The sequence below is a fragment of the Mucilaginibacter sp. UYCu711 genome, assembly GCF_050433825.1.
In the GTDB taxonomy this organism is placed as follows: domain Bacteria; phylum Bacteroidota; class Bacteroidia; order Sphingobacteriales; family Sphingobacteriaceae; genus Mucilaginibacter.
Genome location: NZ_JBNPWM010000014.1, coordinates 12,045 through 24,991 on the forward strand (window position 1 = coordinate 12,045; position 12,947 = coordinate 24,991).

At 43.0% G+C, this 12,947-nt stretch carries 9 protein-coding genes; 6 read left to right on the top strand and 3 right to left on the bottom strand.

The window, feature by feature from the left end:
• Window positions 1–170: 170 nt before the first annotated feature.
• Together ABIB50_RS24610 and ABIB50_RS24615 are read left to right on the top strand one after the other, a co-directional pair.
• Window positions 171–1,832, top strand: coding sequence for a UxaA family hydrolase (locus tag ABIB50_RS24610; RefSeq protein ID WP_429384429.1), 1,662 nt, complete (start codon window positions 171–173; stop codon window positions 1,830–1,832).
• Window positions 1,833–2,160: 328 nt separating this feature from the next.
• A complete protein-coding gene (locus ABIB50_RS24615; protein WP_429384221.1) occupies window positions 2,161–3,999 on the top strand; it encodes a glycoside hydrolase family 35 protein in 1,839 nt (612 codons plus the stop codon).
• A 133-nt stretch (window positions 4,000–4,132) separates the two neighbouring features.
• Here ABIB50_RS24615 and ABIB50_RS24620 read toward each other — a convergent pair whose 3' ends face one another.
• Window positions 4,133–4,732: a redoxin family protein gene (locus ABIB50_RS24620; RefSeq protein ID WP_429384223.1), complete on the bottom strand. Its 600-nt coding sequence runs from the start codon at window positions 4,730–4,732 to the stop codon at window positions 4,133–4,135.
• Window positions 4,733–5,007: 275 nt separating this feature from the next.
• Between ABIB50_RS24620 and ABIB50_RS24625 the strand changes: the two genes are divergently transcribed.
• Window positions 5,008–6,432 (top strand): arylsulfatase B, encoded by a 1,425-nt coding sequence (locus ABIB50_RS24625; RefSeq protein WP_429384225.1) that lies wholly within the window; start codon window positions 5,008–5,010, stop codon window positions 6,430–6,432.
• A gap of 36 nt (window positions 6,433–6,468) precedes the next feature.
• Entirely contained in the window at window positions 6,469–6,756 is a 288-nt protein-coding gene (locus ABIB50_RS24630; RefSeq protein WP_429384227.1) for a hypothetical protein, read from the top strand.
• 45 nt (window positions 6,757–6,801) lie between these two features.
• Here ABIB50_RS24630 and ABIB50_RS24635 read toward each other — a convergent pair whose 3' ends face one another.
• Window positions 6,802–7,632 carry a glycoside hydrolase family 25 protein gene (locus tag ABIB50_RS24635; protein ID WP_429384229.1) on the bottom strand — a complete coding sequence of 277 codons (831 nt, stop codon included), beginning with the start codon at window positions 7,630–7,632 and terminating at the stop codon, window positions 6,802–6,804.
• A 324-nt stretch (window positions 7,633–7,956) separates the two neighbouring features.
• On the opposite strand from ABIB50_RS24635, the gene ABIB50_RS24640 reads away from it, so the two are divergent.
• Window positions 7,957–8,655 carry a DUF6624 domain-containing protein gene (locus ABIB50_RS24640; protein ID WP_429384231.1) on the top strand — a complete coding sequence of 233 codons (699 nt, stop codon included), beginning with the start codon at window positions 7,957–7,959 and terminating at the stop codon, window positions 8,653–8,655.
• A gap of 417 nt (window positions 8,656–9,072) precedes the next feature.
• Complete coding sequence (locus tag ABIB50_RS24645) at window positions 9,073–11,439, top strand: ABC transporter permease (RefSeq protein WP_429384234.1); 2,367 nt, start codon at window positions 9,073–9,075, stop codon at window positions 11,437–11,439.
• Window positions 11,440–11,565: 126 nt separating this feature from the next.
• On the opposite strand, the gene ABIB50_RS24650 is transcribed toward ABIB50_RS24645, so the two are convergent.
• Window positions 11,566–12,828, bottom strand: a complete 1,263-nt coding sequence (locus tag ABIB50_RS24650) for a serine hydrolase (protein ID WP_429384237.1) — start codon at window positions 12,826–12,828, stop codon at window positions 11,566–11,568.
• Window positions 12,829–12,947: the final 119 nt, after the last annotated feature.

Genomic DNA, 12,947 nt, shown 5'->3' on the forward strand with positions numbered 1-12,947 from the left:
GACGAGCCAGAGCTTAACAAGAAACGTTAAGCTTTGGCTTATCTACATCGATTGCATATTTGCAGCAATTTTTAGCCCTTCAATTTTGTATTTGCCATAAAAGAATAGCTAATTTAGCCAACCGTTCGTTGAAGATTATTTTCGATGATCACAAACAACCATTTTCTCCGATGACAGACCGTATCAATACGTTTCTACAGATACACCCGCATGATAATGTGCTGGTTGCTTTACAGGATATAACAGCCGGAACCACCGTTACTTTTAATGGCGACAACATTACGCTGCTAACCGACGTAGCCGCCAAGCACAAGTTTACCATAACCGACCTTGCCGCCGGTGCCGAAATTTACATGTACGGCGTACTGGTAGGCAAAACCAACGGGCCAATAGCCAAAGGCGCAGCTATTACAACTGCTAACATACACCATGCCGCCAGCGAGTATAAGTTGGGCGAGCGCAAGTTAGACTGGCATAAGCCCGAGGTAGATAAGTTTGCGGGCCGCACATTTTTAGGCTATCACCGGGCAGATGGGTCGGTAGGTACGGCTAATTATTGGCTGGTTATACCATTGGTGTTTTGCGAGAATCGCAACATTATGGTGTTGAAGGACGCGCTGGTGGAGAAGCTGGGTTTCCGTAAAGCAAAGACTTACGAGAACGAGGTGGATAGCCTGATAAGTTTGTATCAAACGGGTAACTCTATAGAGGCGATATTGAATGCAGACTTGCAAACGGATGCGACAGAGGCGAAATCGAACAAACTGTTCCCTAATATAGATGGTATTAAGTTCCTGACCCATGATATGGGCTGCGGCGGCACCAAGAGCGACAGCGATGCGCTATGCGGGCTGTTAGCCGGGTACATCACCCACCCCAACGTGGCAGGCGCTACGGTATTAAGCCTGGGCTGCCAGCACGCGCAGGCCAGTATACTGGAAGACGAAATAAAGAAACGCGACCCCAACTTCAGCAAGCCGCTGATCATGTTAGAACAGCAGAAGATAGGCAAGGAAAGCACCCTGATGCAGGAAGCTTTAAAACAAACCTTTGCCGGCTTAATAGCAGCCAACAAGCAGGAACGCACCCCGGCACCTATCACCAAGATCTGTATCGGGTTGGAGTGCGGCGGGTCCGACGGATTTTCGGGTATCTCGGCAAACCCGGCGCTGGGCTATGTGTCCGACGTATTGGTTAGCCTGGGCGGCAGCGTTATCCTGGCCGAGTTCCCCGAGCTTTGCGGGGTAGAGCAGGAGCTGAGCGACCGCTGTGTAGATATAGATACCGCCCAGAAGTTTATGCACCTGATGCGCACCTATAACGCCCGTGCCGAGGCCGATGGTTCGGGCTTTTACGCCAACCCATCGCCCGGCAATGTCAGGGATGGATTGATTACCGATGCCATCAAATCGGCAGGGGCGGCTAAGAAGGGCGGCAGCTCGCCCGTGGCGGCAGTGCTTGACTATCCCGAGAAAGTTACCAAACCCGGCCTTAACTTACTGTGCACCCCCGGCAGCGATGTGGAAAGCACAACGGCCGAAGTAGGATCGGGTGCTAACGTGGTGTTGTTTACCACCGGCCTGGGTACGCCAACCGGCAACCCTATCACCCCGGTTATCAAACTGTCAACCAATACCCGTATTTACGACAGGATGCCCGATATTATCGATATTAACTGCGGTACCATCATTGAAGGCACCGAAACGATAGACCAGGTAGGCGAGCGCATTTTGAACTATGTTATTGACGTTGCCAGCGGTGTGGTACAACCCAAGTCTGTACAGTTAGGGCAGGATGATTTCATCCCCTGGAAACGCGGTGTATCGTTATAGCTGTTTGTTTCACGTGTGTGTGAAACAAATGAAACAGGTGGAACAAGATTTTGACTTAACCGATTGACAGTAAGTTAATTGCGTAAAACCCGTGAAACAAAATGAAACAAAAATTCGATCTTAATTTTCTGATTATAAGCTGTTTATTAAAAATAATAGTTGTTTAAACATTTAAAATTGGTGACACAGGTTAATCTGCCATTTTTATTGCCTACTCAATCCTGTAAAAAGTTAATAAAGAGTAGCGTAAATTCTTTTATTATTCGCGCTTATATTATTTGGCACGGAAATTCCGCCTTATGATAGTTTAGTTATATACTTTTTATAAATGAATATGTATTTAAAAAACACATTAACTGCGTTACTTATTGGAGCCGCGTTGCTAAATCAAAAAGAAGTAAAGGCACAGGTTAAGCATACGTTTGATCTTGGAGAAACCCAGTTTTTATTGGATGGTAAACCATTTCAGATGATCAGCGGCGAAATGCACTATCCGCGGGTACCTCGCGAAGCTTGGCGTGCGAGGATGAAGATGGCGAAAGCTATGGGGTTGAATACGATAGGTACTTATGTATTCTGGAATTTGCATGAGCCCGAAAAAGGTAAATTTGATTTTAAAGGCGATAATGATATTGCCGAATTTGTAATGATAGCGCAGCAAGAAGGCCTTTGGGTTATTTTACGACCAAGCCCCTATGTTTGTGCCGAATGGGAATTTGGCGGATACCCTTATTGGTTACAAAACGAAAAGGGTCTTACCGTCCGCAGTAAAGACACACAATATCTTGCCGAGTACAAAAAATATATTCTTGAAGTAGGGAAGCAACTTGCGCCATTGCAAATAAATCATGGGGGCAATATCCTTATGGTACAAATAGAAAATGAGTATGGTTCTTTTTCGGACGATAAGGACTATCTCAAAATTAATGAGAATTTGTTTAAAGAAGCTGGTTTTGACGGATTATTATACACTTGCGACCCGGCTGCAGATTTAGCGAAAGGCCATCTCCCCGGATTGCTGCCGGCGGTAAATGGATTAGATGACCCGGCTAAGGTTAAAAAATTAATAAACGATAATCATGGCGGCAAAGGCCCTTATTATATAGCAGAGTGGTACCCGGCCTGGTTTGATTGGTGGGGAACCAAGCATCATACGGTACCATTAGCACAATACAGCGGTCATCTGGATTCAGTCCTGTCAGCAGGCATTTCTATCAACATGTATATGTTTCACGGAGGTACTACCCGGGGGTTCATGAACGGAGCAAATTTTAACGATAAAAATCCGTTCGAACCACAGATTAGCAGTTATGACTATGACGCACCTCTTGATGAAGCGGGGAATGCAACCGCCAAGTTTATGACGTTCAGAAAAGTTATTGAAAAACATCTTGCTCCGGGTGTAAAACTTCCAGCGGTTCCTATAGCTAAACCAACTATCAGTATTGATGATATCAATTTAACGCAAGCTGCTTTGGTTTTAGCTAATTTGCCCGTTGCTAACACAAATTTACGACCACTTACTTTCGAAAATCTTCATCAGGATTACGGTTTTGTACTTTATCGAACCAACGTTACCGGTGGGAAAACCGGGATTTTAAAACTATCGCAACTGCGAGATTATGCTGTAATAATGATTAATGGAAAAACAATTGGCACTTTAGACCGCCGTTTGAAACAAGACAGTATAAAAATTACCCTACCGGCTGGCAAAGTGCGCCTGGATATTTTAGTGGAAAATATGGGCCGTATAAACTTTGGCAAATATTTACTGCAAAACACAAAAGGTATAACAGAAGCGGTCACATTTAATAAGCTGGAACTATTAAATTGGCAGATGTATAGGTTGCCATATAAAACCCTAACCCCAATAAAGTTTTCAAAGAGCGTAGCTACAGTTTCATCACCTATATTACGAGCCGGAACATTTAATTTAAGTAAAGTTGCAGATACCTATTTAGATATGCGTAAATGGGGCAAGGGTGTAATTTGGGTTAACGGTCATAATATTGGAAAATATTGGAGCATAGGCCCGCAACAAACCTTATACATGCCCGCCGAGTGGTTGAAAAAGGGAATTAATAAGGTTGTTGTGTTAGAGCTGTTAAAGCCGAAAATAACCTCTCTTTCGGCTCTTGATAAGCCTATTTTAGATTTGTTACAATAAACGCGCGTTGCGGTTAATATCGATCAAAGTATCAAAATAAAAGGCCGCCTCATAATTAACTTATGAGGCGGCCTTTTAATAAATTTATAGCATCAAAAATAGTCAGCCCCCAGCACTACCACAAGCATCTATCTCATTCTTTAACAATTTCCTCAAGCTGGTTAATAAATTTGTCACTGCCATAGCCGGCAAAACCTTCATGATGAAACCTTAGCTTGCCCGATTTATCAATAATGGCTGTAGTTGGAAGTGAACCGTTATAAATAGCTGAAGGCACATCGCCAGCTTCGATTGCTATGGGCAGATCATAATTTTCCTTTAGCAGAAACCGCTCTCCCGTGCTAAGGTTGTTGTCTTCATCAATAAACAGGAAAACTACATCGTCATTATTTTTAAAATGTTGGTATAACTTCACCATACCCGGAAATTCGGCCCGGCAAGGTGGGCACCACGACGCCCAGAAATTAATAAACACCACCTTGCCACGAAAGGATGTTATATTCACAGTTTTGCCGTCCTTAAAACCTACGCTGAAATCCTGAACCGAACTTGTAGCAGCAGCTTCTGTCGTAAGTTGCGCATTAAAGATCCCGGTACGCAATAGTTGTTGCATCACCCAAGCTTTAGCAGCGGGGTTAAATATCAGCAATGCAATAACCCCCAGCATCACTATAGAGCCATAATTATTGCGTATATATTGAGGGATCTTTTTAACGCTGAAGTTATCTGTCATAAATAATTTTTCGTTCGTATTGGTTCAGATTTACGATCGCGAACCAAATATACAGGATTTGCAATCGCTATCCACTTATCCACAAGCGGATCTGAAGATCCGCAAACGTGCAGTTCAGGGTTATAAATTCGAAATAACAGAGCGCAAGTTAACAGCAGTATCCTACGGATTCTTACTCATTTTAGTGTTATGTCGCGCGCTCGGCATAAAGTAGTATATTGCATTATGCAACAAAGCATAGCGTTTTTACCGCTATCTGTTTAAATTGACGACTAATGAAAAAACTGCTTTTAATAATCGCACTCGCTATGCCGTTTGCAGGCTATAGTCAGGTCAAAAAGAAACCCAATATCATTATTATACTGGCCGATGATTTGGGGTGGGGCGATGTAGGGTATCATAGCAGCAATATTAAAACGCCCAATATCGACCAACTATCAAAAGATGGCGTTGTATTGAATCGCTATTATACGGCACCGATATGTTCGCCTACGCGGGTTGGCTTGTTAACAGGCCGTTACCCCAACCGTGTAGGCATCAGGGATGCAACCATACCACCCTGGAGTAGTTTTGGCCTGGATACATCTGAAGTGCTTATTCCACAGATGCTGGCAACAGCGGGTTATAAAAACAGGGCAATTATAGGTAAATGGCACCTCGGCCATAATACCTTACAATATCATCCTATGCGTAGGGGCTTTACACATTTTTACGGCTTTTTAAATGGCGCGCTTGATTATTTTACACACGTAAGGGAAGGCGAAGTTGATTGGCAGAATGATTATGAACCGTCGGCAGATAAAGGGTACACTACCGAATTACTCACTAACGAAGCTATTAAATGTATTAAAAACTATTCGAAAGATAAGGCGCCGTTTTTTATGTACCTGGCTTACAACGCGCCGCATGGCCCGTTGCAAGCTCCAGAGAAGTATTTGAAAATGTATGGGTATGATGCCTCTAAACCAAAGTATAAGGGCGGTGGCGAGGAAGGGATGGGAGCTACCGATCAGGGTAGAGGTAATACCCAAAAGCAAACTTATGCTGCTATGGTTACCTGTATGGATGATGGCATAGGGCAGGTATTACAAGCTTTAAGAGCACAACATATTGATGATAATACGCTTATCCTGTTCCACAGTGATAATGGCGCGGCGGGGAATGGGAATACCGGGTCGCATGGCGAGTTGCGGGGTTATAAGTTTGATGAGTGGGAAGGGGGCGTAAGGGCCCCGGCCATTATTAAATGGCCTGCAGCGGGGTTAACCGGTGGTAAGGTGATAGAGCAGGTTATGGGCTATGTGGATGTTTTCCCGACACTTAAAGATATTGTAGGTGTTAAAACGCCTGGTAAAAAACCATTTGATGGTATTAGCATGTGGCCTTTACTGACAGGTAAGGTCCAGAAATTTGACAGGGAGTTTTACCTGGGACATGGCGCTATAATTAACGGCAATTGGAAACTGGTTGAAGACAGGAATATCCCCAAAATGAAGATAAAGGGCGATATGCTTTTTAGTATCCCGGGCGATTACGCTGAAACAATTGATGTGAAAGCAGCTAACCTGGATATTTATCTAAAGTTAAAAGCCGCCGCCGCCAGGTTTGACACCATAAAACCTAAGGCTGTGCTGTTATCAAAAGGACCTAAAAATGGTTTTAAAGCGCCTAAAAATTGGAAGATCACTGAGGAGAACTAGCACGACTTTTTCGCCTCTGCTAAGTCATCAACACCTATGAAAACTTTAGCCGAATTTAAAGAATCATTAAATTTAGAACAGCCCCTTAGCGGCCTGTCTGTACAGCTAAAAAGCCTTTGGTACGATGGCAAAGGCGACTGGCACGAGGCACATGCGCAGGTTGATCAGCTAACGGATCAACAATCGGCCTGGGTGCATGCCTACCTGCACCGTAAAGAAGGCGATACCTGGAACGCTGACTACTGGTATAGCAAAGCAAAGCGCACCCGCCCTGATCTGTCTTTGGAAAAAGAATGGGAACAGTTAGTTAAGGCGTTTCTTTGATCAAATAACTCGTTGGTCCGGGATTACAAATCCGGAGGAATAAGATTAACGCACCAATAAACGCTGAAAATCCAGGCTGTCTCCTTTAAACGCGTTAAAGTCAACCACATGGTTTATCCCGTTAACCCGGGCTATATCCGAATGTTGCCAAAACCACCAGTTAGTGCCCTTAGTTAATTTTAGCTCCTCCTGGTAATAATGCGCTATCCATAGCGGATAACCATCAAAATGCCCTGCCAAGTAATCTTTATAAAAGCTGATACCGGTATAAATGATCGGTTTATTACCGGTTGACTTTTCGACCTTATTGATGAATGCCCGCAGCGCACTTCGCATCTTGTCCGGTGATACGCCGTCCAGTACCTCAATATCTACTACTGCAGGCAGATCGCCTGTTTCCAGCTTCACGTTCTGCAGGAAGAACCGCGCCTGCCATAGCCCATCTTTCTTCGGTCGGAAGAAGTGATAGGCGCCGCAAACTATCCCCGATTTTGCCCCTTCTCGCCAGTTTCGTTTAAAATAAGGATCAACCGTCAGTAAACCTTCCGTAGCTTTGATAAAAGCAAACCTGATCCGCACACTGTCCTCCTGCATCGCTCTTACCCGCGGCCAGTCGATCTTTCCCTGCGCGTAAGATACATCGATCCCGTGCAGCTTATATTTAACCGGGATCTTAATTCCGAAACTATGGTAAGTACGGTAATTGGGTGATTCGCCTATATCCGCCACCCATTGCCAGGTGGCGCTGAATATTTTGAGCACATAGCCGTAGTAAAACGGCGACAGGATGATTAGCAAGAAGCCTGTCAAAGCCAGTTTCCAGGAAACATTTCCTTTTTTCTTTACCGGCTTACGTTTGGGTTTTGCTTTGGCCACAGGGCGAAAATACGATTTGGCGGCAAAAAATCACTAAAGCAATTTAATTGCTGGTGTAGTTGTTGCCGATAACACCAATAAGCTATTTTACCTTAGCTACTACTTTCCGGTAATTACTTTTCTGTGTAGCATACCCCCAATCAGACATATGGTTGATAATGGTCTGCAATGTTCTGCCATTCCCGTTGGTCCGGATTTATAATCCCTGACCACATTTATAAGGGATTCTTCGGTGATAAAAAAAGATTCAGTTGATGCAATAAATCTACGAAAAGTTCGTAATATTATAAATCAACTTAATCATTTCAACTTAAACTATCATCTATGAAAACCCTGCTCTTTTTAACAACCTGGCTTTTGGCCCTTAACTGTTTTGCACAAAGCCAGATCAACGTAAAACTAAAAGCCAGGCTTGATACTATTTTACAGCGGGACCAGGGCGTACGAGAATTTTTTGACACAGAAACCAAGGACCAAAGAAAAGATACGCTTGCGCAAATGCTGGGCTACCCAAGGGACTCATTACAAAAAAACCAATGGAGATTTATAAATAAGGTCGATGTGGCCAATATCGAAAAAGTTGAAAGTATTATTGCCCAATACGGCTATCCCGGCAAAACCATGGTGGGCGAACCTGAAAATACAGCAGTGTTTTATGTTATCCAGCATTCTAATAAAATCGCTAAATATTACCTGCTGATTGAAGAGGCAGGTAAAAAAGGCGAATTGCCGTTTACCTGTGTTGCGTTAATGCTTGACAGAAAACTAATGAACGAACATAAGGAGCAAATTTATGGTACTCAAATTATGTCAATTATGATCCCCGATGCCAAAACAGGCAAAAAGCGAATGTTTGGTTTTGTAGTACCTATTAAAGACGCCGCTAATGTAAACCAGCGCCGCAAAGAAGCGGGTTTTGACTTAACCGTCGAACAAAATGCCAAACGACTTGACACCGTGTACAAACCCTATACTTATGAGCAAATTGACGAGATTAAGAGCGGGAAATTGGCGGTTGATTAGTGCACACATATTAGATACCTGGCGCGTATGAAGTGCAGGACAAGGCAGAGAGTTTAATAAAAGTCACGAGTACGCCTCCCGTTGGTCCGGATTTGTAATCCCGGACCAATTAGTAGGGGAATTTGCAATCCCAGCGGGCATTTGGCTTATCTTTGAATTATTAGCCAGCCTGGGTAAAGCAGGTAATCTCTTTTGTTACTCTAATCAATGTCTTCGCAACGGTGTCTTGCAGGGGACCCCAGCGAAGACGAAAAAGGCATTTATCATTGTTGCAAAACCGAACAGTTCTGTATCAAAAACGTTCGATTAATCAATGTGTGTTGATGTTAAATATTTAATAATCAATTAATTAAATAAGTGGCACTGTGATGGTAGTATTACTGTTAGTTCTATCAAGATATTTCTTTTCAATACTTTATGTTAAAAAATTACCTTACAGTGGCCTTGCGCAGCATGCGTAACCATAAAATGTACAGCTTTATCAATATCAGTGGTTTAGCCGTTAGTTTAGCCGCCAGCATGTTGTTATTGCTTTGGGTTAAGGATGAAATGAGCTTTAACCGATTTAATGTAAAAAGCGATCGGTTATATAAACTCGCCTCTAAATTTAAGGAAGATAATATCTGGAGTAGCACACCGCCTGCTGCAGCTGTTTATGCCAAAAATGAGTTGCCCGAGGTTGAGGATGCTTGCCGTGTTACCAATAATTCAAATGTAAACTGGCTGCAATACCAGGATAAGAGGGTTACTCAAAAAAACAACGGAATAGCAGATGCTTCTTTGTTTAGCATGTTTACTTATCCACTTTTGCAGGGTAATACAAATCGCCCGTTTAATGATGCTAACTCGATTGTTATTTCGGCTACTATGGCCGGGCGGTTGTTTGGCAAAGAAAACCCAATGGGCAAAGTACTTACTGCCGATGATAAAAAACTATATACTATTACAGCTGTAATGCAGGATCTGCCTGCCAACTCGACCATTGGGTATGATGTGATATTTAACTTTAAGCAGCTTGAATTGTCGTATGATACGTCGGGCCAGTTTAAAAATTTAAACAGTAATTGGGGACGATATAGTTATGATACTTATGTGCAGCTTAAAGAGGGTAGTAATCCTGTAGCCGTCGGGCTAAAATTGGGAGGCATTCATGTTAAGCATTATGATAACCCGTTTAGCCATAATATTGTTTATCTGTTTAACCCTATCGCTAAAATACACTTGTATAACGATAGTGGTGAAGAACAGGGCATGGCGGTGGTGCGCATTTTCTTTATTGTGGCGGTTATAATATTGTTGATAGCCTGTATAAACTACGTCAACTTATTTACGGCAAGGGCGTCAAAACGCAATAAAGAAATAAGCCTGCGTAAAATAGTAGGCGCGGCAAGAATGGGGCTTTTTATGCAGTTTATTATTGAGTCGCTTTTGATGTTTGTTATAGCGCTTACATTGGCTACCTGTCTGATATATTTGGTAATGCCCTTATATAACAATATTTCATGTAAAAATATTGTGTTTAAACCCTGGTCAACAGAAGTTCTGCAAGTTTACGGCCTTACCCTATTGGCTACATTGGTAATGGCGGGAGTTTATCCTGCAATTACACTATCATCGCTAAAACCTTTAGAAGCCATGAGAGGTAAGCTTAGTGGCATAGGTAGTAAAAGCAACCTACGCAAAGTATTGGTAACTGTACAGTTTTGTTTCTCGATTATATTGGTGCTAAGCACCATCGTTATCGGCAATCAACTGTCCTATATTCGTCACAAAAACCTTGGCTATAATAAAGACAATGTGATAGAACTTGATATGCGTAATATGCATAACCATTACGATGCGGTTAAAGCTTACCTGCTAAGCCTGCCATCTGTCACTGGGGTTACGCAATCGGGCGTGGATATTATTAACACAAGCTCCGGGACCAGTAATGTAGAATGGGACGGCAAAAAGCCGGGTAATCAATCTTTTGCAATTTTCCAGATGCCGGTCGATCATAACTTTTTACAGGTTATGGGCATTAAGCTGATAACGGGTGCTGGTTTTACAGGCACTGAAGCTGACAGTTCCAATTTTATACTGAACGAAACGGCTGTAAAAACAGCGGGACTTAAAGGGCCGCTAATAGGTAAACCTTTCGCAGTTGATGGCGCTAAGGGCGTAATTGCAGGTGTGGTGGAGGATTTTCATTTTCAAAATATGCATACAAAAATAGGCCCCTTAGTGTTGCAATATAGTAAGCAGGCAAATCCAAAAATTTATATCAAAACCAGCGGCAGTAACATGCAGCAAACACTCGCAGCTATCGGACAGGTTTGGAAGCAATATAACCCCGATTATGATTTCAGCTATTCATTTTTAGATGGCGAGTTTGACAAACTTTACAAAAGCGACCTGCGTGTAGGTAACTTATTTGGATATTTTTCAGTGATAGCTATTGTGATATCATGTCTGGGCTTATTTGGGCTGGTTACCTTTACTGCCGAAAGTAGGGTTAAAGAAATAGGTATCAGAAAAACATTGGGTGCAAGTGTATTGCATATCGTAGCACTGATTTCCAAAGATTTTTTAGCGTTGGTGATGCTTGCAGCGACAATCTCATTCCCAATAGCGTGGTATGGGCTAAATAAATTTTTGCAGGGCTACGCTTACCAAACACACCTAAGCTGGTGGATGTTCGTCGCGGCAGGTATTGCCACTATGATGATTGCTGCTATAACGGTAAGCTATAAGTGTTTACAGGTCGCGTTAGCCAACCCTATTAAGGCACTTAAAAACGAATGATTCCTTCGCCCTTGATGTTATCCGTTGGTCCAGATTTGTAATCCCGGACCAGATTACAGGGGATTTGCAATCCCCATCCGCAATACCCCGCGCGGATCAGAGATCCGCAACGAAATAAGTCTGGGATTATAAATCCGGACTAACATTAAGGTTTAACTTATACTTTCGCAGATCAGCCGAATGTTTTCGGGGCCGTTTTAATTCATATTGATAAAGCACCTGTGCAATGTTTTTCATAAAGGGCAGGCAAACGGTGGTGTATTCATACTTATTATCGTTATAAATACCATCTTCGTTTGATTGTACTACAGCCGAAAGCATAAACTCGGTTTTGGTTTTGAAATTGACAATGTAGGCGTTGTCAATATCGTAGCCGTACGAATCGCCTATTTTATTAAAGATCCTGATATCGGGGTTGACAGCGATAGTGCTGTCTGCCCCATAAAATAAAAACTTGCAATAAGCCGCGAAATATTCGGGGCTGTGGTAAGTGGGTTTTTGGCTTTCGGTAGGGTACATGCTCATGTACTTGTATATAAATTGATAGTCGTCAACGGTCAGGTTAAAGCGCTCGCTTTTCGGAAATGCTTCGGGGAAGAGCAGGCGCTTCAGCACTGCCTGCTGATCAGTAAGGGGGTAAACGTTTTTGTCGGTAAAGTCAAAAGGTTTCATAACCAGTTTGTCGTTCCGGTCTAAATAGCCTTTGCCCTGTAACAGGTTTTCCACGTTAACCGGGTAGTTGTTGTTATCCACCTGTTCAGTTTGGGCGTAAACCAGTTTATCGCCGTTATAGAAACGTATGGGGTTGGTATGCCTGGCGCGGTCACCGCCGTCGCCAATGGCGAGGCGCCCCAAAATACGGGTGTCTTTTAATCCATACTTTTGCAGTTTCTTGTTGATTTCTTCACGCCCAACAAATTCGTACAGCCGGTTGTAAGCATCATTATCACTCACCAGTAATATCTTTTTGCCATAGTTGCCAATGCTGGGCAGCCCGTTCGTAGCGCTGGTATCTTTAGTTACTCGGGTTTCATCGCGGAAGTTGCTATCGGTAAGCATGGTACTTTCCGGGGTAAGATCTTTAATATGCAGCTCGTGTATTTTCTCCAGCGCGAATATAAGCGTGGGCAGCTTTACCGTGCTGGCAGGGTAAAAGTAATGTTTGGGATTAAGGCGATAGCTGTACGATTTAAAGTGCGGGATATTATGTTTATCGCGGTCGATCTGGGTATAAAGTAACTGAACTTCATTATGCGTGGGATGGTTAAGGATCCCCTGGAATAATTCGGGGTGTGATTGGAGTAGTTTTTCAAGAAAAACAGTATCGGTTTGTTGTGCCAGCGTTTTTAACGAAAATAAACAAAGCAACAGCACGCAGATTTTTTTCATGACAATAAGTTTTAGTTTAAAAGTATAAAAAAGTCCCGGCTTATTACCCAACTGTGTCCGTTGGTCCGGAATTATAATCCCGGACCAAATTTACAGGGGATTTGCAATCCCCCTACGCA

Bases quoted from the DNA above. Each gene is read 5' to 3' on its own strand.
- ABIB50_RS24610 (WP_429384429.1), top strand. From the start codon at position 171: ATGACAGACCGTATCAATACGTTTCTACAGATACACCCGCATGATAAT.
- ABIB50_RS24615 (WP_429384221.1), top strand. From the start codon at position 2,161: ATGAATATGTATTTAAAAAACACATTAACTGCGTTACTTATTGGAGCC.
- ABIB50_RS24620 (WP_429384223.1), bottom strand. From the start codon at position 4,732: ATGACAGATAACTTCAGCGTTAAAAAGATCCCTCAATATATACGCAAT.
- ABIB50_RS24625 (WP_429384225.1), top strand. From the start codon at position 5,008: ATGAAAAAACTGCTTTTAATAATCGCACTCGCTATGCCGTTTGCAGGC.
- ABIB50_RS24630 (WP_429384227.1), top strand. From the start codon at position 6,469: ATGAAAACTTTAGCCGAATTTAAAGAATCATTAAATTTAGAACAGCCC.
- ABIB50_RS24640 (WP_429384231.1), top strand. From the start codon at position 7,957: ATGAAAACCCTGCTCTTTTTAACAACCTGGCTTTTGGCCCTTAACTGT.
- ABIB50_RS24645 (WP_429384234.1), top strand. From the start codon at position 9,073: ATGTTAAAAAATTACCTTACAGTGGCCTTGCGCAGCATGCGTAACCAT.
- ABIB50_RS24650 (WP_429384237.1), bottom strand. From the start codon at position 12,828: ATGAAAAAAATCTGCGTGCTGTTGCTTTGTTTATTTTCGTTAAAAACG.